Here is a 23,477-nt window from a genome sequence, read left to right as displayed (position 1 = left end):
TCGTCGCCATGACCGACCAGGCCCCCGCCACCGACCGGCTCCTGAACCTCGCCAGCCTCGGCGACGAGGCCGCGCGGAGGGAATTGCTGGAGCACTTCCGCGAAAGCCTCAGGCGGATGGTCGCGGTCCGGCTCGACCGCCGGCTGGGCCCGCGGGTCGACGCGTCCGACGTCGTCCAGGAGACCCTCGCCGAGGCGGCCGATCGGCTCGACGCCTACCTCCTCGATCGCCCCCTGCCGTTCCCCGGCTGGCTCCGCCAGATCGCGACGGAGAGGATCATCGACGCCCACCGCAGGCACCTCCACGCCCAGCGCCGGAGCGTCGCCCGCGAGGCGCCGTCGGCCCTGCTCGCCGAGGATTCGGCGATCGCCCTCGGGATGAGCCTCGTCGCCCGGGACACCAGCCCGAGCGACCGCCTGATGCGCCAGGAGCGGGCCGAGCGGGTGCTCGAGGCCCTCGACGCCCTGCCGGATCGGGACCGCGAGGTGCTCGTGATGCGGCACCTGGAGCAGCAGTCGGTCGCCGAGATCGCCGGGGCGCTCGGGCTCACCGAGGCCGGCGTGAAGACCCGGCTGATCCGCGCCCTCGCGCGGATGCGGGCGCGGCTGGAGGCCGAGCCACGATCGAACGGCCGACCGACGGACTCGACCCCTCGGCCGGGCGCAGGCTCGGCGAGCTCACCGAGGAGATCTCCGGCCGCCTCCACGCCGGCGAGCGAGTCATGGTCGAGGAGTCCATCGCCCGAGGGCCGGAACTCGCCGAGGCTCTCCTCCGAATCGTCCCCCCCACCCGCGACCTCGTCTTCCTCGGCCACGGCCGCCGGAGGCAAGGATGCGAGGACGGCCACCCCCCCCCAACGACCCGGTGTCGCTCCGCCATGATCTATGAACCTCATCGGCTCGGCCCCGTCGGATCGAAGCCCCACTCAATCCGGAGCCCGAGGCGACCGAGGCCATGGGAACGGGACGGTGTGGATCGCTCACGAGTCCAACCACTCGTGACCCAATCCCCCATCGACCCGAGGAAGGGGTGTCCCGGGTCGGCGACGCGGCCCGATTGCGTTGAAACCGAGCGACTTCGTCGCCCCTTGCCTCGTACCTGACTCATCCGCATCCCACCGCCCGCCGACGCCCCGAGCCGGCTTCCTCTCCCGGGCGGGCCGACCCGACGACGAAACGAACCCCGATCATCCGACGCCGGAGGCCCCCATGTTCCAGGCATCACGTCGATCATTGCGGATCCTCGCGACACCCACGCTCCTGACGATCGGGTCGTTTGCGGCCGCGGCGTGCACCGGCTGCGGCGACAACTCGGCGGCCAGCTTCCCGCCCGGACCACCGCCCCTGAGCGAATCCGACCTCCTCGAGCTCAAGAAATCGGCCAGGAACCCCGCCGAGCTGCGGGCCATGGTCAACGCGAAACGCCTGGGACTGGACGTCCCTGCCACGAAGACGTCCAAGGCCAGGCGCCCAAGGTCCACCAACATCAAGCCCTGAGCCCCGCCGGCACGACCTCCGGATCCGGGTCCCGAGGCCCCCGAAGCCCTCTCCCGTTGTCCTTCCGTCTGATCGCATCATCTCATCCCTAGAACCGAGGATCGAACCATGTCCCCAACGCCATCAGACCGCAACCGGGCTCGCGGCTTCACGCTGATCGAACTGCTCGTCGTCATCGCAATCATCGCCGTCCTGATCGCCCTGCTCCTCCCCGCCGTGCAGTCGGCCCGCGAAGCCGCCCGCCGCATCCAATGCACCAACAACCTCAAGCAACTCGCCTTGGGCTGCATGAACTACGAGAGTGCCCACTCGGTGCTGCCTGCGCAGATGCTCCCTTTGACCACCGCGAAGTCGTTTCTCAATTACTATGACTTCGGTGTCTTCGCCAAGACACTCCCCTTCTACGAACAGACGGCGCTCTACGACACGATCAATTTCAGTGCGGGGGCCTGGGACTCTTTCAGTCTGCAACGGGCAACAACCACCGATCCGGCCAACGTCACCGTTTTCACGGTGGCGGTCAATGCCTTGATCTGCCCGTCCGACCCCACCGCCCAGGCTCCCATCGTGCTCGCCTATGAGCTCTATCCGGGTTTTCCCTACGCCGACTGGTGGGGGTTCACCCAGTTGCCGGGGTTCCCGGAATTTCGCGGCACGAGCTACCGCGGCTCGGGGGGGATGTTCGCTCGATTTTCACCCAACAACGCGTATGGCGCCGTGACCGAAGTGGCCCAGAACATCACCCTGGCGAGCATCACCGACGGCACCAGCAACACGATGCTGATGAGCGAATACACGGGGGCGAAGATCCCGACGTCGAACCCGAGTTATTCACTCCTTCTCAGCAGCATCGCGCCCTGGGCCATCGGCGATATGACTCTGAATTTCGATGCCATGTTTCCTCCCAATGCCGTCGGAGCTCAACTGAATCCGATGGGGACTAACGCCACCAACACCATGATCGCCTCGAGCATGCACCCGGGCGGCGTGAACGTGTCCTTCTGCGACGGATCGGTCAGGTTCATCAAGAACTCGGTCAGCTCATGGAAGGTCTCGGACGATTGGACTGCCGGCGGCTGCAACCCCGCCTTCTACAACATCGTGAACGGCGCGACGGCCTCCAGCGGCCGCACGGTCGGCCTGACCGCCGCCGCCCAGGTGGGGGTCTGGCAGGCCCTCTCGACCCGGGCCGGCGGCGAGGTGATCAGCGCCGATCGGTATTGAGGGTCTTCGATTCAAGGTACGCGGTAAGGGGTGGAGGGAGGATCCTGAATTCGGCTCTCTCGGCTGCCACAAGGCCCCTCACCCGGCCCAGCCACCGACTCCCCGTGATCCGGAGAGAAGAAGGGTCGTGGCCCGGCGAATCGCGCGGGAGAGCTGGGCCACGCCCCAGCCTACGAGACGAGTGCGGCTGCAATCCGAGTCTTCCGACGTCTCCGGGTGCCACGGGCTGAATACAACCCCTGGCACCCGGGGCCTCCTTTTCAACTGCGATGGTCCACTACGAAGCCTGTGTTCCGCCACTCCTGAGGTCCAACCGCCATGACACGACCGCTGATGATCCTGGCCGTCCTGGCCGTGGTAGCCACCCCCGCGCGCGCCGATGAGGCCAGACCGACGACCTCCCCGGGCGACACCTCGCTCGCCGCACTCAACAAGGCTTACAACGACGCCGTGCAGGCTTTCTACAAGGAAAGGGATGCCAGTTATCAGGCGGCCAAGGAGAAAGGCGATGCCGCGCTCGAGGCATTTAAGTTCGACAAGCCATGGCCGGGCATCGAGTTCTCGCCGAAATTCGTCGAGATCGCGGAGAAGGCTCCCGAAGGTCCCGATGCCCTCGGGGCGATCGAGATGGCGATCCAGAGCGGCTTCGGTTTGAGAGAGCTGTTGCCGTCGACTCTCAAGGCCGTGAAGATCCTCCGCGAGCACTATGCCACGAGGCCTGAGATCAAGAAGCTGGTGAAACTGGTGGTCGGCCTCAACGACGACGAAGCCCGCAAGCTGCTCGACGACGTCGTCCACCGCAACCCCGACCGCTCGATCCAGGCTTCGACCCTCAAGCAGATGCTGGGTCAGCGGGAGATGGCGGTCAAATGGATCGAGATGAATCATCGGCCGGAAGCCAAGGAGGCTTTCGAGAAACTCTACAAGAGCTCGCCGAGCTTCAAGAAGCAGACCGACTGGTTCGTCGAGCTGGCGAGCGAGATCCCGGCCCTGAAGAAGACCCTCCGCGACCAGTATTCCGAATACTACACCGAGATTTCCGTGGGCGCAGCCGCGCCCGAGCTGGTCACGAAGAACGTGGAGGGGAAGACGGTCAAGCTCGGCGACCTGAAGGGGAAGGTGGTCGTCCTCGACATCTGGGCGACCTGGTGCGGCCCCTGCAAAGCCATGATCCCCCACGAGCGCGAGATGGTCGGGCGGCTCAAGGGGAAGCCGTTCCAACTGGTCAGCATCAGCGCCGACGACGAGCTGAAGACCCTCACCGACTTCCTCGCCAAGGAGCCGATGCCCTGGGCACACTGGTTCCCCGGCGGCCCGGCCGCGAAGTTTTTCGAGGACTGGAATATCACCAGATTCCCGACGATCTACGTGCTCGATGCCAAGGGAGTCATCCGGGACATCGATAAACGCGGCGAGGAACTGGAGAAGGCCGTCAACGAACTCCTGAAGGAAGCCGAGCCGAGCAGGTCCGCCGCGCGTTAACGTGAGACTCAGACGAGACGGACGAGTGGTCGATGCCCCCCCTCGATTTGTGGCAGCGGGCATGATCTCCGACGTCATCGCGACATCGATGGCACCTCCGCTCTCGGGAATGGGGCGGAATTGAGCCGGTACGTCCTGTCGGTCCTCATTCAGAACCGGCCGGGAAACCTCGCCCATGCCTGGGGATGCATCGAAGGCCAGATACCCACAGTGGGTAGTCTGGCTAACTCACACCGGAGAGAGGAGCATCTCGAAGGCCAAAAGGGAAGTCATCGAAGGCCACCTCCGTGGCCATTGATCTCCTCGTGGCCACTCATCTGCTGATCTTCCCTCTGATCTCCCCTTGATCTCCCCGAGAACCCGGCTCCCTCCGCCGGTGTCGCCGATGAGGGGCTCGACCGGCTGACGAGCCCCGTCGCCGTGACGCCCGCCCCCCCTCAGCCGGCTGGTGGCCTCGCCGGCATCGGCTCCCCAGGAAAGGGGAGACTTCTCGCCGAACCCGACAGGGATGGTCGAGTGGCATGGGTGGCTGTGGCGGAGCTGAAAGCGACGCCACGGGATCGCGCGGGCCGGATCTCGAGCTGGTGCCTCGTGCGCGAGCCATTGCGATCCCGTGGCGTCGCTTCGCATACGCCACAGCCACCCGGGAGGGGATGAGCGTCACCTCCTCCTGTCGGGTTGAGCGAGAAGTCTCGGAAAGGGAGGATGACATGGCTGCGACATCGTCCAATCCGGGAGGGCGATAAGGGGTCAGGAGGGCGATAAGGGGTCAGAGGGCGATGAGGGGTCAAGGGCGATAAGGGGTCACAAGGGCGATAAGGGGTCAGAAGGGCGATAAGGGGTCAGAAGGGCGATAAGGGGTCAGAGAAGGGCGATAAGGGGTCAGGAGCCTTAGAAGGGCGATAAGGGGTCAGGAGCCTTATTGCAGAAGGGCAATAAGGGGTCAGGAGCCTTATTGAGGGCGATAAGGGGTCAGAGGGCGATAAGGGGTCAGGAGCCTTATTGAGGGCGACAGAAGGGCGATAAGCGGTCAAGGGCGATAAGGGGTCAGAAGGGCGATAAGGGGTCAGAGGGCGATAAGGGGTCAGGAGCCTTATTGAGGGCGAAGGGCGATAAGGGGTCAGGAGCCTTATTGAGGGCGATAAGGGGTCAGGAGCCTTATTGACATCCGTCTCGCGTCGTCCTACCATGAGATGGCGATAAGGGGTCAGGAGCCTTATTGACATCCGTCTCGCGTCGTCCTACCATGAAGCCATGCCAAGGAGATGGCGATAAGGGGTCAGGAGCCTTATTGACATCCGTCTCGCGTCGTCCTACCATGAAGCCATGCCAAGACCACCTCGAGCGGCTGAAGGCGGGCTGATCTACCACGCGCTGAATCGCGCCAACGCGCGGTTGGGCATCTTTGAATGCGACGACGATTATGCCGCGTTCGAGCGAGTCCTCGTACAGGCCCTCGCACGATATCAGATGCGGCTCCTGGCGTACTGCCTGATGCCCGACCACTTCCACCTCCTGGTCTGGCCCCGCGAAGCAGGCGATCTATCCGACTTCATGCGGTGGCTGACGATGACTCACACCCAACGCTGGCACGCTCACCACCGCACCGTCGGCACCGGTCACCTGTATCAGGGGCGCTTCAAGTCCTTCCCGGTCCAGTCCGACGGGCATTTCCTCACCGTCTGCCGCTACGTCGAGCGGAACGCCCTGCGGGCCGGCCTGGTCGAGCGTGCCGAGGAGTGGAAGTGGGGCAGTCTGGCGGCGGTGCGCGCCAAGGGAGACGACGAACGACCCTCGCTGACGGCCTGGCCCATCGATCGGCCTCGCGATTGGAAGGCCAGGGTCAACCGGCCACTCGGCACCAAGGAAGAGGAGGCGATCCTCCGCAGCATCCGTCGGGGCCGGCCGTTTGGATCAGATTCATGGCAGACCCAGGTGGCGGCCCGTCTCGGCCTGGAATCGACCTTCCGACCTCGTGGACGTCCGCCGAAGCAATCCGAAAATGGCTTTTTGCCTGCCCACTCGGTAGGTTCTCCTGGAGGGTGACTCATCGAGGGCACGACATGGGACAGGTCCGCAAGCGGTACTCGGCGGCGTTCAAGAGCAAGGTGGCCCTGGAGGCGGCCAAGCAGCAGAAGACGGTCAGCGACCTGGCGAAGGAGCATCAGGTCCACCCGGTGCAGATCAGACTGTGGAAGAAGCAGCTCCTGGACGGCCTGGAAGGGCTCTTCGAGCCCGTGTCGGCGTCCGACCGACCGGACCCCGACAAGCTCCAGGCCGAGCTCTACGAGCAGATCGGCCGGCTCCAGATGGAGCTGGCCTGGGTGAAGAAGAAACTCGACGGCTGAGGCGGTGGCGCGGCGCCTCCTGATCGAGCCCGATGGAGTGGTTCCAGGCCCAAGGGACCTGATCCGACTCCGGGGGCCTTGCACGCCTTCCGGCCTGACCCGGTTCAGACCGGGCAGGCAGGAATGCCCGTCCCCGGGCTCAGGAGGCCTGGTGAGGATGTTGTCGGTCGGAGACCGCGATCACACGTGTTCTGCGACCGGGGACGCGGCGTCCCGGGGCCACCGGAAACAGGAATACAGCGAGCCCGCAGTTGCAGGGAGGGAAGACATCGGGCCGGGTCAGGGGTTCCCGTCGTTCGCCGAGTGGTCAAGGACGACGGTGGCCGGGTGCTCGGGCCAGGATCTCCTGGATCCGCCGCAGGAGGTCGACCAAATTCACCGGTTTGCTGACGTAGTCGGTGGCCCCGGCCGCGAGCACCCGCTCGCGATCGCCGGGCATCGCCAGCGCCGTCGTGGCCAGGATCGGGACCGTCTTCAGGCCGGTCATATGCCGGATCCGCCGGATGGCCTCCAGGCCGTCCATCGCGGGCATCTGGATGTCCATCAGGATCAGGACGGGCGAAAGCGCCTGCGCGCGGGCGATGCCGCTGGCGGCATCGAACGCGAGCTCCACGGCATAGCCCTTGAACTCGAGGAAGTCCTTGATCGCTCCGGGGCCGAGCCGTTCATCGTCGACGATCAGGATCTGAGGCCGCCGGGTCGGGGAGGCGACCGGCGCGGCTTCGGGAGCGTCGCCGGGCGTCGAGGGGGCGGCCGAGATCTGCTCGACGTCGAGGGGATCCCACGGGAGGAACGCCGTGAATCGGGTCCCCTGACCCACTTCGCTGTCGGTGTGCAGGCTTCCGCCGTGGAGCTCGATCAGGCTCTCGACCAGGACCAACCCCAGCCCGGTCCCGCCCTGGTGCCGGGAGAGCCCCGCGTCGATCTGGACGAAGGGTTTGAACAGGCTCTTCAGATCCTCGGCGCTGATTCCGATGCCGGTGTCCCAGACCGTGAAGCCCACCTTGCGGCCGGCCCGGTCGCCCTTGACGTCCAGCCCCACCTCCCCCCCCGGGTCCGTGAACTTGACGGCGTTCGAGAGCAGGTTCACCAGGACCTGCTTGAGCCGGCGTTCGTCGGCAATCAGGCTGCGGACCGAGTCGTCGACATGGACGCGAACGGCGATCGACTTCTTGTGAGCAGCCTCCTTGATCAGGCTGATGGCGCCGCGGCAGAGTGCCTGGAGGTCCACCAGCCCGGGCTCCAGCCTGACCATCCCGGCCTCGACCTTGGCCACGTCGAGGATGTCGTTGATCAGCGACAGCAGGTGATGGCCGCTCTCCTGGATATCGAGCAGGGACTGAATCTGTAGCTCGTTGAGCGGTCCGTAGACGCCCTCGGTCAGCCCCTCGCTCAGGCCCAGGATGCCCGTGAGCGGGGTCCTCAGCTCGTGGCTCATGTTGGCCAGGAATTCGTCCTTGAGCCGCGCGCCGCGAGTGAGTTCGGCGTTCGCCCGGGCGAGGTTGTCGGACTGCTCCTGCAGCGTCGCCGCCATGTTCTCAAGCTCGGTCGTTCGTTCCGCGACCCTCCGCTCGAGGTCGGCGTTCAGCTTGCGGATCTCCGCCTCCGCCCGCTTGCGATCCGTGACATCCTGCAAGAGGGCCACGAAGTGTTGAACCGACCCGTCCCGGTCGCGCTGGCATTTCACCGAGATGGTCGTGTCGATCACCTGCCCGTCCTTGCGGACGAATCGCTTGTCCAGCGTGTAACCATCCCTGGCGCCGGAGAGGACCGTCGAAAACAGCCCGGCATCGGCAGCCAGGTCGTCTGGGTGGGTCAGCTCGGCCCAGGTCTTCCGGAGCAGTTCCTCGCGCGTGTAACCGAGGATCCGGCAGATCTCGTCGTTGACCTCGAGCATCCTCCTGGTCGGCGAGGTGATGGCCATGCCGACCAGGCCCAGCTCGAAGTAGCGCCGGAATCGCTCGTCGCTTTGCCGGAGCGCTTCCTCGGCACGCTTGCGGTCGCTGATGTCGTGGGCGAGGCCGATGAGACCGCCCGGGACGCCGCCCGCATTGGTGAAGCGGGTCACTCGCGCGTCGATCCACACGCGCGACCCGTCCTTGCGATAGTCCTCCCACTCGCCGGAGAATACCCCCCCCTCGGCGATCGCCCGGATCACCGCGCGCATCGCGGGTCGTCCCTCCTCCGGCACCCGGTCGGTGATGTGCCGCCCCAGCATCTCGTCGGCACGCCAGCCGAAGAGGCGAGTGGAGCCATCGTTCCAGTACGTGACGACCCCCTCCATGCTGGTCACCTGGACGGAATCCCGGACGTTGGCCAGTACCATGGCGTCCTGGGCGAGCACTTCCTCGGCTCGCTTCCGCTCGGTGATATCCTGCGCCAGCGCGATCAGCCCCGCGAACCGCCCCTCGGCGTCCGTCAGGGGCGTATTCGTCCATTCACAGACGATTGTCTTCCGGCTCTTCGTCAGGTTCTCGTTCACGCTGTGCGCGTCCATGTCGCCGGCCCAGAGTCGCTGGAAGGTCTACTGCAGGGCGTCGTTCAGGGGCAGCGGCGCGATCAGCTCGAAGCCGTCGCGCCCCAGCACCTCGTCCCTGGAGTAGCCGAAGATCCTCTCGGCGGCGGGGTTCCATTCCAGCACGCGACGGTCGGCGTCGAACACCAGGTAGGCCAGCGGGAGCCGGTCGATGTGGAGCCGAAGCCGGTCCAGCAGCCGGTGTCGATCGGCCTGGAGCTTCTTCTCCGCCGTGACGTCGCGGGCGATGCCGATCACCCCCGCCACGCGGCCTTGTTCGTCGAAAAAAGGAGCCTTGGTCGTGAGATAGGACCGCGAGTCCAATTGGACCTCGACGGTTTCCTCGTAGGTCAGGGCCTCTCTTGCCGCGATGACCCGCCGGTCGATCTCGGCGATCTGCCGCGCGCTTTCGGGCGCGAACAGGCGCGCGTCCTCCACGCCGACGACCTCGTCGACCGACCTGCCGAGCAGGCGGGCGCCGGCCGCGTTGATCATCGTGTAGCCGCCATGAAGGTCCTTGACGAACACCGCATCGGGGATGGCGTCGACGACGGCCCTTAACGTCGTGCAACGGGCTCGCAGGGCAAGATTCTCGGCGTAGACTGCGCGCAGGTCATCCATCACGAGGCATACCAACATATTTTGGCTGGGTGTGTCCCAGGGACATGACGTCCTGAAATGGGGGCTCTCTTCCGCTCATCTCATCATAACTCGTGCTGCCCGGCCTGCCTTGTCAAAGTCTTCCATTAAGGATTTTTCTTCATGCGTATGTCCGGGACAGTGAACTCGTTCCGTCCCCCTGGCTCGGAGAGGATCACGAGGAAAGCCTCCCCGGACCGGTCCGCGGTGCGGCGAGGCTGAGATTTACCAATGCGCTTCACGCGATACGTGTGGGGGTTGAGGGAGACATCCTCACGCTGATTGGTATCATCGACCCGGCCGCATCGCCGGTTCCGAGGGCCACCGCCGAAGCGGCTTGGGCGCTGACCGATCATGCTCGCGTAGATTTGTAGCGGGGTCGCTCGCACGGCCTCCCAAGCACATCGATGAAGGCCACCGCGAAGAAGGCGAGGCACCCAAGGTCGACTTCGGCAGCTTCCCCCGCTACGAGGCAAGAGGCATCAAAGGCCAGACACCCAAAGCGGGTGCATTATGAAGCGCAGGGGCTACGGTTGGAACGAGAAGTTGCTCATGAAAGTCATTACCGCATTAATATGTTAGTGTGCGTCGACCATGGGTCAAGACCGCCATGCAGCTTTCGGGACGAGCTCACGAGCCGGACGGCGAACGCAGCTCGCGGGTGCCGCGATCGGGGAGGACACATGTGGCCGGGTAGCGGCCGGACCGGGCGGGCCACACCTGTCATTCTCTATGGGTCACATGGAAACATCTTTGTCCATCAGGGAAGCGACCCCACACCGCCGCGTCGGGCGTCAGGCGTCCAGTGAACGGAATCGCGGTCATTTCGTCCCTGATCGGCTCATCGACTCTCGCGGGCGCGCTTGCGAACGTCGAGCTCGATCGGCCCGAAGATTTTCTCGTGCTTGTCCACCGTGATCTGGAGTGCGGTAACCAGTCGCTTGGCCGTATAGAGATTCATGGCCAGGCGCCGCGAGGCCTTCACGGACTGCTCCCCCTCGGCGAAGGGCTGGGGATTCATGGCAAAGTCGAGCATGACCTCCTCCGGGGTCGCGGTGACCCTCGCGAAGTTGGCATAGATCGCGTCGACATTCGCATCGTCGACCTTGACGATCCCCGAAGTCGCCGCGACCGGCGGGGCGGGCGTCGGCTGGGCGACGGTGGGCTTCGATCCCGACATCGGGTGAAGAGCAAGCGCGGCCAGCACCGCTCCTGTCGCGGTGGCGCAAGCGTAATTCAAGATGGACTTCATCGAGGAATCCTCAATCCTGAGCCCGTTCAAGGGATGGACGCTCATCCGCGGAGAGGTCTTGCCCGCGGAGATTCCGCGCCGATCGGACCTACCTCATTCGCGCCGTATCAGACCTCGCGCATGGTCCTGGAACAAGGGTGGAGATCCGGGACGGCATCGCCCAGGGATCGGTCCCGGACCCGCGAAGGAGGGTGGTGGCCCCGGGCGTTGGGTTGCTCCCACGGCACGCTCACCTCGGGGTTGACCACGCGCCGTGGCTCGGCTAACGTGAATTGAACGTGCGTCCACGCGGCGGCGGACGTGTCCAAGCGGGCGGATGGATCGTCGCGAGGCGGTCTCTTCGTCGCTCCGGGGTTACCCCGCGAGACGTTGGTGAGTTGGGCATTTCGGCGCGTGAGGCCAGCTACGCCTCCGTCGTAGAGCACCTCACGCCGGACGAGACTGGTTGGAGCGTCCGCCGCTGTCGTCTTCCAGGCATCCCCACCGCCGATTCGCCCTGGTCCTGGCCCGTGCCTTCCTGGCCGGGCCATGGGAACACCCGGAGCTCGTCGGCCGAGGCCGGACGGCCATCGGCCGCAAGGGAAGGTGGCTGGACGCCGTGGCGCGGCGGCTGCTCGTCGCCTTCCCCTCGCCGGCGGCCTTGCGAGCGCGGTGGATCGCCGATCATCTGCTCGCCGACCCTCAATTCCTCAAGGCCATCGGCAAGGCCCGGGTGCCGCTCCGCGCGGAGCTCAGCCCGGTGATGCGTCCGGCTCCCGGCGAGCCCGCTTCATGGCTCGTCCCGGCGATCACGACCCCGGCGGAGCTGGCCGCGTTCTGCGGCGTCACGATCACCCAACTCGAAGGGCTCGCGGACTGCCAGGGCCGCGAGAAGAAGGCACGCCGCGAGCCGCTCAGGAACTATCGCTATCGGGTCGTCGCCAAGCCGTCCGGAGGCTCGCGGCTCGTCGAGTCGCCGAAGCCGAGGCTGAAGGCCATCCAGCGACGACTGCTCGACGAGATCGTCGCCAGGATCCCGCCACATGATGCCGCTCACGGCTTCCGGCCCGGCCGGTCGGTGTCGAGCTTCGTCGCCGGACACGCCGGGCGACACATCGTCCTCAGGATGGACCTCGCGGACTTCTTCCCGTCGATCACGTCCGCGCGTGTCGAGGCGATCTTCATGACGGCCGGCTACCCGGAGGACGTGGCACGACTCCTCGCCGGTCTCTGCACGAACGTCGTGCCCCGCCACCTGGAAGACGGGGACGGGGCAGACCGGGCCACGGGTTGGCATTCGAGGAGGCTCCTCGCCGAGCCTCACCTGCCCCAGGGTGCTCCGAGCTCTCCCGCGCTGGCCAACCTGGCGGCCCATCACCTGGACGTCAGGCTCGATGCCCTGGCGAGGGCGGCGGGGGCCCGCTACACGCGCTATGCCGACGACCTGGTCTTCTCGGGCGATGACGCCTTCGCGCGGTCGGTCCGCCGGTTCTCGATCCATGTCGCCGCGATCACCCTGGAGGAGGGCTTTGCCGTCCGCCATCGCAAGACGCGGATCATGCGCCGGGGCGTCCGCCAGCGGGCCGCGGGAATCATGCTCAACGTGCGTCCCAACATCCCGCGCGAGGACTACGACGCCCTCAAGGCCATCCTCCATAACTGTGCCCGCCACGGGCCGGAGGGCCAGAATCGTGCCGGGGTCAGCGACTTTCGGGCCCACCTGCTGGGACGGATTGCATACGTCTCCGGGATTCATCCGCAACGAGGCGCGAGGCTGAAACGAACGTTCGATCGCATCGCGTGGTGAGCTCGTTGATCGCCGTCACGGTCGCGACCCGAAGACGTCGCGAACGGCGTCGAGATAGGCCATGCCATGGACGGTATCCGGCTCCAGGTAGGATCCCTCGGTCCATTCGTTCCAGCAATTGATGGTCACGACGCGCGGTCCCTTCTCCTGGGCGAGGAGCCGCCGCTTCGTCTCCGCGAGGGCCTCGCGGAAGCGCCCGGGCGTGTTGCCGGCGATCGTGTTCGTGAACGGGTAACCGGTGTTGCCGAAGGGATCTTCCTGGCGGGCCCGCGGGCTGGAATCCCAGCCCATGGAGACGTTGGGGAAGTACGGGACGCCGAACGTCGAGCGGGCGCGATCCCAGTAGGAGAGGTAGCCGTCACGGACCTTGTTGTAGTCGGTCTGCTGCTCGTTCAGCGGGACGTGGTGGATCCAGACGTAGGACGTGACCGAGTCGAAGCCGAGGTCGCGGACGAGCTTCGCCGGGTCGGCCGGGGTCTTCTCGGCCGGCAGGATCGGCTGGCCCCAGACCACGGCGTTGAGATGGAGCCCCGGCAACCCCGCGGCCACGGCCTTCGCCCGGAACCGGTCGAGCGCGGATCGCGTCGCCTCGACCGACCCGAAGCTCTCCAGCAGCTTGGTCAGCTCATAGAACGAGAAGTACGGCTTCCCCTCGATCCGCCAGTAGGAGGGATGGAGGAAATAGTCCCGGATCACGTGATCCGCGATCCGGTCGAACGTCGCGGGAGTCACCTTGCCCGGGTAGACGAGCCTCTGAGGGCTGTTCAGCCTGTACGGGAAGATGTCGAGCCAGTCGTGGTTCGCCCACATGAGGGCGAACTTGAGGCGGCCGACATTGGGAGCCTTGAGGAACCCGCGGTCGATCGGCCGGTCCAGAAACGGGCCGTCGTCGTAGTGGTACCAGTCGAAGAGGAACGCGTCGATGCCGTGGTCGGCGGCGGCGTCGATCTTACGGGCCATCACCTTCGGGTCGGACTCATCCTCGTAGCCCCAGAGGGGGACGTTCGGCTGGTGATGGCCCGGGAAGCGAGGCCTTGCGGCCTTGACCAGATCCCACTCCGACCACGTCTCGCCCTTCTCCCGGACGTTTCGCGGATCGCCCGGATGGTAATTCCCGAAGTAGTAGCTGGCCACCGTGACCGGCCGCGGCCTGGGATCCTCACCCCGGGCGGCGACGCCCCGACCGAACCAGCAGGCGAGTATCACCAGAAAGGCCACGTTGCAGCGGTTCATGGAATTCCTCCCCCCGGTCCGCGTCGACGCGGGAATCTCCGATCAGCGGATCGTTCAGGCGATCAGCCCCTTCACCACGTTCCCGTGCACGTCCGTCAGGCGGAAATCCCGCCCCTGGAAGCGGTAGGTCAGCCGGGTGTGATCGAAGCCGAGGAGGTGGAGCAGCGTCGCGTGCAGGTCGTGGACGTGGACCTTATCCTTCGCCACGGAGAAGCCCAGGTCGTCGCTCTCCCCGTAGGAGATGCCCGGCTTGATGCCGCCGCCGGCACACCACATGGTGAACGCGTTCGGATGATGGTCGCGACCGTCGGCACCCCCCTGCACCATCGGCGTGCGGCCGAACTCGCCCCCCCAGACGACGAGGGTATCCTCGAGCATTCCCCGCTGCTTCAGGTCCTTGACGAGCGCGGCGCAGGCCTGGTCGGTATCCTCGCAGTTGTGCTTCAGGTCGCTGACGAGGGCCCCGTGCTGGTCCCAGGCTTCGTGGAAGATCTCGACGAACCGGACGCCCCGCTCGAGCAGCCGCCGGGCGAGGAGGCAGGTCCCGGCGAACGAGGGCTTCCCCGGCTTCGCGCCGTACATCTCGAGGATATGCGCCGGTTCGCGGCCGATGTCCACCACCTCCGGCGCCGAGATCTGCATGCGGAAGGCCGTCTCGTACGAGTGGATCCGGGTGGCGATTTCGGGGTCGCCGATCTGCTTCAGGCGGGACTCGTTGAGCTGGCGGACGACGTCCAGCGAGTCGCGCTGGATGTCCTCGTCGATCCCCTTCGGGTTCGTCAGGTAGAGGACCGGCTCGCCGCCGTTGCGGAACTGGACCCCCTGGTAAACCGTGGGCAGGAACCCGCTCCCCCAGTTGGAGTTGCCGCCGCTAGGGCCCTTCTTGCCGGTGCTGAAGACGACGAAGCCGGGGAGGTCATTGGACTCGCTGCCGAGCCCGTAGCAGGTCCAGGCGCCGAAGCTCGGTCGGCCGAAGATCATCGAGCCGGTGCTCATCATGATCTGGCCGGGGGCGTGGTTGAACGCGTCGGTCGACATCCCCTTGATCACGGCGATGTCGTCCACGACCGTGGCCAGGTGGGGGAGCAGGCTCGAGAGCTCGGTCCCGCTCTGGCCGTGGCGGGCGAACGGGAATTTCGGGCCGAGCAGCCGGGCGTCGGGGTTGATGAACGCGGCGCGATAGCCCTTCAGGAGGTCGGCGGGCGGGAGCTTGCCGTCGAACTTCGCGAGTTGCGGCTTGTTGTCGAAGAGCTCCAGGTGGCTGGGCCCTCCCGCCATGAAGAGGAAGATCACGCGTTTCGCCTTGGGGGCGAAGTGCGGGGCTCGCGGGGCCAGCGGGTTCGTCCCGAGCGAGGGCGTGGCGGGCACGGCCTCGGTCTCGGTCCCGCCGCTGGCGTAACCATCCTGGCCCAGGAGCTGGGCGAGGGCCATCGAGCCGAGCCCGATCCCGCACTGGCCGAGGAACCAGCGGCGAGAGATCGCCCGGGGGTCGCCGGCCGCTCGGTAGAGATGATCCTGGCAATTCATCGGCGGAGGCCTCCGGGGCGGCTGATTATTCCCTGGTGATCGTCTCGTCGAGGTTGAGGAGCACGCGGGCGACGACGGTCCAGCTCGCCAGCTCCGTCGGCTTCGAGCCCGTCGCCGACTTCGCGGTCGAGGCACCCGAGACGCCGGCGACGTCCGAGGCGTTCCCCTCGCCGCGGGCGAATCGGTCCCCCTGGCGCTTCAGCAGGGACAGGAGCGCCCGGGCCTCGTCCGCGGCCGGGGGCCGGGACAGGCAGCGGCGGAACGCGAAGTCGAGCCGGTCGGCATCGCAGGCCCCGCCCTCCGCGAGGGTCCTGGCGGCGAGGGCCCGGGCGGCTTCGAGCGAGATCGGCTCATTCAGGAGCGTCAGGGCCTGGAGGGGCGTGTTCGATCGGGTCCGCCGGACGCACGAGAAATCGCCGTTGGGGGCGTCGAAGTTCTGGAGCATCGGGTACGGGACGCTCCGATAGCGGAACGTGTAGAGGGCGCGGCGAAACCGGTCCGGCCCGGTCGCCTCCGGCCAGGACTTGGGCCCGTAGCTCGCGGGGGGTGAGAAGAGGAATGCCGGCGCGGTGGGGAAGACGCTCTCGCCCCCGATCCGAGGATCGAGCAGGCCGCTCGCGGCCAGCGTGACGTCGCGGACCAGCTCGGCCTCCACGCGGAACCTCGCGCCGCGGGCGAGGAGCCGATTGTACGAGTCCTTCGCCAGCAATTCGGGCGTGACCCGCGACGACTGGCGGTAGGTGGAGGAGCTCACGATCAGGCGGTGGATGTGCCGGAGGCTCCAGCCGGAGTCCATCAGCTCGACGGCCAGCCAGTCCAGCAGGTCGGGATGCGAGGGCGCCTCGCACTGTGAGCCCAGGTCCTCGCTGGTCGCCACGATCCCGGTGCCGAAATAGGCCTGCCAGATCCGGTTGACGATGGCGCGGGCCGTCGTCGGTGCCCGTCGATCCACGAGCCAGCGGGCCAGGCCCAGGCGGTCCGCCGGCTGGCCGGCGGGCATGGGGTTGAGGAACGCGGGCACGCCCGCCCCGACCGCCTTCGCGGGCTTGAGGAAATCGCCGCGCTGGAGGACATGGGTCTCGCGGGGCTTCGCTCGCGTCTCGAGGACGAGCTGGGATGACCCCTCGGGATGATCGCGCCAGGCGGCCTCGATTTGATCGTTCGCGGCCTTCCACGCCGGGACCGTCGTCCGCCAGTGGCGGAAGACGGTGTCCACCTGCGCCGGGGTCCGTCGCGATTCGGGGATCGCGAGGATCTCGCGGACCGGCCGCGGCAGCGGATCGGCAACGGCACCGGGTCGGTCGGTCACGGAGAGCCGGAAGCGGCCGAGGTTGTTGTTCTGGTTGTCGTCGCTGTTCCAGCCGCCGTGCTTCTGGACCAGCTTGAAGGTCAGGATCGCTCCCTTGGGGTACGAGATCGGCTTCTCGAGGACGAAGACCGCCTTCCGCGGGACGTTCCGGCGGCCGGGGCCGGCGTCGATGCTCCAGGCGGTCTCTTCCTTGCCGTCGATCGCGAAGCCGATCGGGCCGGTGACACGCCGTCGCTTGCTCCGGTCGTCGAAGATCGGGGCCAGCACGGTTTCGGGCGGATTCACGTCGGCGGTGGCCGAGGCGACCTTCACCGCGACGGGCCGGTCGTGATGGTCCGCCGCCGCGGCCTCGAGCTGGAACTCGGTCAGGGCGAGGCCGCCGGTCGTCGACCGTCCGGGGCCGTTCAGCGGCAGGGCCGGGTCGTTGAGGAGCTCGAGCTGGACGGCGGCGACGGTCTGCACCGGCTCGAGTGCCGTGAACCGCGCGACGTGGATCGTCGGGGCATAGCCCTGGGCGAGGATCGAGCCGTCTTCCAGGAGGTAGTGCTTCTGGCCGCTGCCGTTGTTCTGGTCGACCTCGGTGCGGACGACCTTCCAGGGGATCGGCTCCGGCTTCGCGGCGGCTTCCCACGCGCGCATCCGCTCGGGCCAGTCGGGATTCTCGTGGCGGAGCCGCGCCTCGATCTCGCCGATCCGGCGGTGGACCTCGGCCCGTTTCATCTGCTCGGCCGGGGTATACACGGCGACGTTCGACTCGTTGGTGCTGTTGAGGAAGGCGAAGAGGCGGTAATAGTCCTCCTGGGTCAGCGGGTCGTACTTGTGGCTGTGGCACTGGGCGCACGCGATCGTCAGCCCGAGGACCCCCTTCCCCAGTGCGTCCATCCGGTCGAACATCGCCTCCATCCGGAATTGCTCGGGGTCGATCCCCCCTTCCTCATTGATCATCGAGTTCCGGAGGAAGCCGGTGGCGACGAGCTCGTCCTGGGTGCGGTTGGGGAGGAGGTCGCCCGCGACCTGGTCGATGATGAAGCGATCATAGGGGAGGTCGCGGTTGAAGGCGTCGATGACCCAGTCCCGGTAGAAGTGCACGGTCCGGGGCTTGTCCTTCTCGTATCCGTCCGAGTCCGCATACCGCGCGGCGTCCAGCCAGAGCCGCGCCCAGCGCTCGCCGAAATGGGGAGAGGCCAGGTCCTTCTCCACGAGCCGCGAATAGGCGTCCCGATCCCGGTCGGCCGCGAACGCCTCGACCTCGGGGACGCCCGGCGGCAGGCCGAGGAGATCGAGCGAGAGCCGGCGGGCCAGGGTGATCCGGTCCGCCTCGGGTGAGGGGGAGAGCCCTTCCTTCTCCAGCCTCGCGAGGACGAACGCGTCGATCGGGTTCCGCACCCAGGAGGCGTTCCGGACGGGCGGGACCGGGGGGCGTTCCGGCGGGAGGAACGCCCAGTGGCCCTCGTAGCGGGCGCCGTCTTCGATCCAGGTCCGGAGCGTGCGGACCTGGTCCGGGCTCAGGCCCTTCTTGAGCTTGGCCGGGGGCATCACCTCCTCGAGGTCATGCGAGACGACCCGCCGAAGCAGCTCGCTTTCGTCCGGCTTTCCCGGGACGATCGCCGCGGCGCCGGTCGCCCCGGGGGAAGTCGCCGCCTGGGGGATGTCGAGCCGGAGATCGCCTTTCCGTTGCGAGGCGTCCGGGCCATGACACTGGAAGCAGCGGTCCGAGAGGATCGGCCGGATGTCGCGGTTGAACCGGACGGCTTGAGGCCGTGCGGGCCCGGGGGCGGGCTCGCCGGCCCGGCATCGGCCGGCAACCAGGCCGAGTGGAAGGGTCGCGGCCAGGGCCGCGGCGTGCAGTGCCCGCCACGAGATCGTCCGACCGCGAGGCACGCTGAGAGGGGTTCGCTCGACGAGCATCAGTTCGAGCCACTCCGGGGTTCAGGGTCGGGGTGGATGATTCGAGTTCCGGTGACGGGACCCGGAAACAGGCAGGGGGCGAGGCTCGGCATAGTTCATTATCCACGGCAGGCCGAGCCAATGCGAGGCCGGACCGCGCGCTCTTTTCGGGAACCCGGGGAGACCGCGTTGTGTCGATCGTCATTCCTTCGTATCCTAATGCCGGATCGCCAATCCTGTCCGAACCCGTTTTGGGGCTTCGACCTGGCGCGAGCGAACCGGCCACGCTTCGGATGTTTTGAAGCGTAAAGTCTCATACCTCTTCGTACCGTCCCTGCGAGCGGAGCCCAGCCTGGGATGAGCATGACCGCAAACGGCGCGGGCGCGCTCGGCACGCGGCCCGGCCCGGAGTCCCCCGGATTTCGCCCCCTCACGCCGCTCCCCGATGAATGGCGGTCCTTGGGGCATGCATTCGTGGCCGCCGTGCGGCGACACTGGTCCTCGCCGGCCCTCTGCGACGGCACCGGGGCCAGCCTCTCGTTCGGCGAGACGCTCGTCCGGTCGTGCGTCCTCGGGCGTCATCTCTCGCGGACCCTCGGGCCCGAGCCCTATGTCGGGATCTTGCTCCCTCCCATGGTCCCGGCGGCGGTCGTCAATCTCGCGCTGGTCCTGCAAGGCAAGATCCCGGTCAACCTGAACTTCACGGCCGGCCAGTCGATGATCGATGCGTCGATCCGCCAGTGCGGCATCCGCCACGTCATCACCTCTCCCAAGGTGCTGGACCGGTTCCACGTCCAGCCGAAGGCGGAGCTCCTGGCACTCGAGGAGATCCCGCGGCGGATCTCGAGGACCGACAAGATCGCCGGCGCGGCCACCGCCCACCTGCTCCGCCGCGTCGTCCCGCCGCGCCTCCTGCCGGGACTGTCTCGCCCCGACCTGGACGCGACGGCCACGGTCATCTTCACGTCCGGGTCGACGGGCGACCCCAAGGGGGTGCTGCTCACCCATCGCAACGTCCTGAGCAACGTGATGCAGGTGGATCAGCAGGTGCGGCTGGCCCCGGATGAGGTCCTGCTGGGGATCCTGCCGTTCTTCCATTCCTTCGGCTTCACGGTGACGATCTGGATCGCGCTCTGCCTCGGGAAGAAGGTCGTCTACCACAGCAATCCGCTGGACGCGAAGACGATCGGCTCGCTCTGCGAGCAACACAAGGTAACGCTCCTGGCCGGCACCCCCTCGTTCACCCGGCTCTTCCAGAAGAGCTGCCGTGCCGAGCAGTTCAGGACGCTGACCCACCTGATCCTGGGTGCGGAGAAGCTCAAGCCGGAGCTCTACCGGGACCTCAGCGGCTGGCTGGACATCGAGCCCATGGAAGGATACGGCACGACCGAGCTGTCTCCGGTGGTGGCGGTCAACGTGCCGGACGAAGTGGTCCTGGCGGATGGCAGGAAGGTCCACGGGAACCGCCCGGGGACGGTCGGCCTCCCCGTGCCCGGCACGCAGATCAAGACCATCGATCCGGACTCCGGAGAGGACCTCCCCGCCGGCGCGGAAGGGGTCATCGCGGTGAAGGGGCCGCAGGTCATGGCGGGTTATCTCGGTCGGCCCGACGAGACGGCACGGGTGATCAAGGACGGATGGTACGTCACCGGCGACATCGGCTTCCTCGATCCCGACGGGTTCCTCAGGATCACCGATCGGCTCAGCCGCTTCGCCAAGATCGCCGGGGAGATGGTCCCCCACCTGCTGGTGGAAGGCGCCATCCTCGACGTCGCCGGGGTCGACGAGTCTCACGTCGCGGTGACCTCGGTGCCGGATCCGAAGCATGGCGAGCGGCTCTGCGTCATCCACACCCCGCTCGAGAAGACCCCCGACGAGATCCACAAGGCCCTGACCGCCAGCCACATGCCGCGCCTCTGGATCCCCTCGGTACGGGACTTCATCCAGGTGAGCGAGCTGCCGATCACCGGGACCGGCAAGGTGGACCTTCGCCGGCTCAAGGAGCTGGCGATGGAGAGCTGCTATCAACATTGAGGTCCTGGGGCCTGCCCCGCCGGCGCCCGGGGCCGGCCATCGCCCTCACACGGCCGGCGGGGGGGAACGGTAGCCGGAGGGAAGCGCAGGATGGACATCGTCCTTCAGGTCATCTCCGGCCCGCACAAGGGGCACGACTTCCGCATCGACGAGGCCGGGCGGTTCGTCGTCGGCAGGTCGTCCCGCGCCGCGCTGCCGATGATCAAGGACCTGGCCCTCTCGCGCGAGCATTTCGCGATCGAGAACGTCCCGCCGAGCTGCCACATCGCGGACATGGGGAGCACCAACGGGACCAAGGTGAACGGCCTCCGCGTGGAGCGGCTGCTGCTCCGCGAGGGGGACACGATCTCGGCCGGCGACAGCCACTTCCGGGTCCACTTCGAGGAGTCCGAGGACGAGGCCGGCTCCGGCTTCCACCACCGCTGCGCCGGCTGCGGGGCGCGGATCCTGCCGCCCGCCGACGGGGAGATCATCCGCCACGGGAGCCTGAGCTCGGAATCGATCCCCGAGGTCGTCCAGATCTCCCCGAACGTCTGGATCTGCGACCGTTGCGAATTGCGCCGCCGGCAGTTCCCGGAGACCAGCCCGGACTACCTGATCGAGGAGCTGATCGGCGAGGGCGGCATGGGGCAGGTCTATCGGGCCAGGCACGTCTCTCGCAACCGACGGGTGGCGATCAAGACCATGAGCGCTTCCGCCGGCGGCCCCGGCGGCGAGAAGGCCATGGAGTACTTCCGCCGCGAGATCCAGGCCCTCCACGACATGCTCACGCCGGGCGGCACGAATCATCCGTGCATCGTGGAGTTCTACGAGCTCTTCCAGGTCGAGGGCCAGCTCCAGCTCGTGATGGAGTACGTGGACGGGAAGAACGCCGCGGCCTGGGTCAGGAGCCTGGGCGAGCCCCTGCCGATCGAGAGCGGGATCCGGATCGGCGAGCTGCTCCTCTCCGCGCTCCACTACGCCCATTCGAGGGGGTACGTCCACCGCGACATCAAGCCGTCCAACCTGCTGATCATGGGCCCCGCGCGGCGTCCTCGCCTCAAGCTGACCGACTTCGGCCTGGCCAAGAGCCTGATCGACAGCAATGTCCTGGTAAACCTGACCAGGCAGGGGGAGATCGGCGGCACGATCGGATTCCTGTCGCCGGAGCACATCCGCCAGTTCGGAGAGGTCCGCGAGCCGGCGGACCTGTACGGGGTCGGGGCCACGCTCTTCTACCTGCTGACGCTCCAGTACCCCTACCTCGGGTTCAATCCGGATCGCTCGGATTCCTACGAGATGATCCTGGAGCACCCCGCCGTGCCGCTCCGGGCCTTCCGTCCCGACGCCCCGAAGTGGCTCGAGTCGGTGATCCTGAAGGCGCTGGAGAAGCGCCCTCGCGACCGCTGGGGCTCCGCCCTGGACATGTGGCGGGCCCTCAGGCCGCGGTCGACGCCGCGACCCTGAGGCTCGATCGCACGGAGCCCGCCCGAAGCACTCCCCCGCAAGTGCCGGCGCCGTTGCGAGCGGGGGCTCCGTCGGCCAGGGATTGTCGCAAACGGCAGGGGTTTAGGACGCGGAGAGATTGTCAGATGGCACTGGGTGGCCGTGGTGGAACACCACGGGGGGCAGGCCGAGTGGGTGGACTGGCTCTTCACCAAGGCCGAGGCGGTCCCGTGGTGTTCCACCACGGCCACCCGGAGGGTCTGCGTCGGAGCAAAGGCTGTCAACGTCCGCCATTGCGTATTGCGACAATCCCGTCGGCCAATCGGCCAACGGGGCTCGTCGGCAGGTCGAAGAACGTGTTAATATAGGATCGGTCGAGTCGTCGGGCGCGAGCATCCGCCGGCACGTCAAACCTCGTGCGAAACCGGATTTGAGGGCAGATCCGTTGGAGCAATTCGGGACGGTGGCGATCCTCGGCGTCGGGCTGATCGGCGGTTCGATCGGCATGGCGCTACGCTCCGAGCGGCTGGCCGCCCGCGTCGTCGGGGTGGGACGGAGCCTGCAGACGCTCCGTCAGGCCCAGGAGCGAGGAGCGATCGACCAGGCGACGACCGACCTGGACGAGGGGGTCCGCGACGCCGAGGTTGTCGTCGTCTGCACGCCCGTTGACCGGATCCCGCGGGACGTTTGCCGGGCCGCCGCGATCGCGCCCGGCGGGGCCCTGATCATGGATGCCGGCAGCACCAAGCGGAAGATCGTGGAATCGGTCGAGGCCGATCCCGTCGGCTGCGGCCCGTTCGTCGGAGCCCACCCCATCGCCGGGTCGGAGCGATCCGGTGCGGCCTTCGCCCGCCCGACGCTGTTTCGGGGCCGCGCCTGCGTGCTCACTCCCACCCCTCGGACGCGCCCGGAGCCCCTGGAACGAGCCCGCGACTTCTGGTCGAAGCTGGGTGCCAACGTGGTCGAGATGAGCCCCGCGGAGCACGACGAGGTCCTCGCCTACACGAGCCACCTCCCCCACGCGCTGGCCGCGGCCCTCTCCCTCTCGGTCCCGCCCGCATGGCAACTGCTCGCGGCCGGGGCCTTTCGCGACGGGACGCGCGTCGCCGCGGCCGACACGGGGCTCTGGACGGCGATCTTCCGCGACAACCGAGGCCCGTTGTTGAAAGCGCTCTCGTCCTTCCAGGATCGCGTCGCGGCGCTCAAGTATGCGGTCATGACGGATGACGCCGAGGCGATCCGGAAATGGTGGGACGAAGCGAGGCAGCTTCGCGACCTCTACGACGACCGGCAGGCGCCCCGCGAACGCGACGAATGACC

General features: G+C 67.2%; 15 protein-coding genes and 1 pseudogene. 10 read left to right on the top strand and 6 right to left on the bottom strand.

Annotated features, from left to right (window positions below):
- The first annotated feature begins 8 nt into the window (after positions 1-8).
- The 6 genes from G6O54_RS10580 (at position 9) to G6O54_RS10555 (ending at position 6,550) form a co-directional block, all read left to right on the top strand.
- Positions 9-881, top strand: a complete 873-nt coding sequence (locus tag G6O54_RS10580) for a sigma-70 family RNA polymerase sigma factor (RefSeq protein ID WP_165224412.1) — start codon at positions 9-11, stop codon at positions 879-881.
- A 327-nt stretch (positions 882-1,208) separates the two neighbouring features.
- Entirely contained in the window at positions 1,209-1,496 is a 288-nt protein-coding gene (locus G6O54_RS10575) for a hypothetical protein (RefSeq protein ID WP_165224410.1), read from the top strand.
- Between the two features lie 108 nt (positions 1,497-1,604).
- Positions 1,605-2,720, top strand: a complete 1,116-nt coding sequence (locus G6O54_RS10570) for a DUF1559 domain-containing protein (protein ID WP_165224615.1) — start codon at positions 1,605-1,607, stop codon at positions 2,718-2,720.
- Between the two features lie 318 nt (positions 2,721-3,038).
- Complete coding sequence (locus tag G6O54_RS10565) at positions 3,039-4,202, top strand: TlpA family protein disulfide reductase (RefSeq protein ID WP_165224408.1); 1,164 nt, start codon at positions 3,039-3,041, stop codon at positions 4,200-4,202.
- Between the two features lie 1,326 nt (positions 4,203-5,528).
- Positions 5,529-6,248 carry a transposase gene (locus tag G6O54_RS10560; RefSeq protein WP_165224405.1) on the top strand — a complete coding sequence of 240 codons (720 nt, stop codon included), beginning with the start codon at positions 5,529-5,531 and terminating at the stop codon, positions 6,246-6,248.
- Positions 6,249-6,265: 17 nt separating this feature from the next.
- The gene (locus G6O54_RS10555) at positions 6,266-6,550 is read left to right on the top strand and encodes a transposase (RefSeq protein ID WP_165224402.1); all 285 of its coding nucleotides are present in this window, start codon (positions 6,266-6,268) and stop codon (positions 6,548-6,550) included.
- Positions 6,551-6,857: 307 nt separating this feature from the next.
- Here the strand turns inward: G6O54_RS10555 and G6O54_RS38780 are convergent, their stop codons facing one another.
- The 3 genes and pseudogenes from G6O54_RS38780 to G6O54_RS10540 form a co-directional block, all read right to left on the bottom strand.
- A complete protein-coding gene (locus G6O54_RS38780; protein WP_369432134.1) occupies positions 6,858-8,876 on the bottom strand; it encodes a PAS domain S-box protein in 2,019 nt (672 codons plus the stop codon).
- A gap of 39 nt (positions 8,877-8,915) precedes the next feature.
- Positions 8,916-9,686: pseudogene (locus tag G6O54_RS38775) on the bottom strand (PAS domain-containing protein); the annotation flags it as partial.
- Positions 9,687-10,545: 859 nt separating this feature from the next.
- Complete coding sequence (locus G6O54_RS10540; RefSeq protein ID WP_250846814.1) at positions 10,546-10,956, bottom strand: DUF3467 domain-containing protein; 411 nt, start codon at positions 10,954-10,956, stop codon at positions 10,546-10,548.
- A gap of 445 nt (positions 10,957-11,401) precedes the next feature.
- Between G6O54_RS10540 and G6O54_RS10535 the strand changes: the two genes are divergently transcribed.
- Positions 11,402-12,742, top strand: coding sequence for a reverse transcriptase family protein (locus G6O54_RS10535; protein ID WP_250846813.1), 1,341 nt, complete (start codon positions 11,402-11,404; stop codon positions 12,740-12,742).
- A gap of 15 nt (positions 12,743-12,757) precedes the next feature.
- Here G6O54_RS10535 and G6O54_RS10530 read toward each other — a convergent pair whose 3' ends face one another.
- From G6O54_RS10530 to G6O54_RS10520, 3 genes are read right to left on the bottom strand one after another with little or no spacing between them, the layout of a single operon-like run.
- Entirely contained in the window at positions 12,758-13,975 is a 1,218-nt protein-coding gene (locus G6O54_RS10530; protein WP_165224392.1) for a glycosyltransferase WbsX family protein, read from the bottom strand.
- Positions 13,976-14,029: 54 nt separating this feature from the next.
- Entirely contained in the window at positions 14,030-15,502 is a 1,473-nt protein-coding gene (locus G6O54_RS10525; RefSeq protein ID WP_165224389.1) for a DUF1501 domain-containing protein, read from the bottom strand.
- A gap of 25 nt (positions 15,503-15,527) precedes the next feature.
- Positions 15,528-18,719 (bottom strand): PSD1 and planctomycete cytochrome C domain-containing protein, encoded by a 3,192-nt coding sequence (locus tag G6O54_RS10520; protein WP_165224386.1) that lies wholly within the window; start codon positions 18,717-18,719, stop codon positions 15,528-15,530.
- 336 nt (positions 18,720-19,055) lie between these two features.
- Here G6O54_RS10520 and G6O54_RS10515 point away from each other — a divergent pair, with 336 nt between their 5' ends.
- The 3 genes from G6O54_RS10515 to G6O54_RS10505 all read left to right on the top strand — a co-directional run bounded on the left by G6O54_RS10515 (position 19,056) and on the right by G6O54_RS10505 (position 23,475).
- Positions 19,056-20,732, top strand: a complete 1,677-nt coding sequence (locus G6O54_RS10515; RefSeq protein ID WP_250846812.1) for an AMP-binding protein — start codon at positions 19,056-19,058, stop codon at positions 20,730-20,732.
- Between the two features lie 90 nt (positions 20,733-20,822).
- Positions 20,823-22,178, top strand: coding sequence for an FHA domain-containing serine/threonine-protein kinase (locus G6O54_RS10510; protein ID WP_165224383.1), 1,356 nt, complete (start codon positions 20,823-20,825; stop codon positions 22,176-22,178).
- 442 nt (positions 22,179-22,620) lie between these two features.
- The gene (locus G6O54_RS10505) at positions 22,621-23,475 is read left to right on the top strand and encodes a prephenate dehydrogenase (protein ID WP_250846811.1); all 855 of its coding nucleotides are present in this window, start codon (positions 22,621-22,623) and stop codon (positions 23,473-23,475) included.
- Positions 23,476-23,477: the final 2 nt, after the last annotated feature.

Origin of the sequence: Aquisphaera insulae (assembly GCF_011064615.1) — a bacterium.
In the GTDB taxonomy this organism is placed as follows: Bacteria; Planctomycetota; Planctomycetia; order Isosphaerales; family Isosphaeraceae; genus Aquisphaera; species Aquisphaera insulae.
This window is presented reverse-complemented; position numbering and strand designations above follow the sequence as displayed.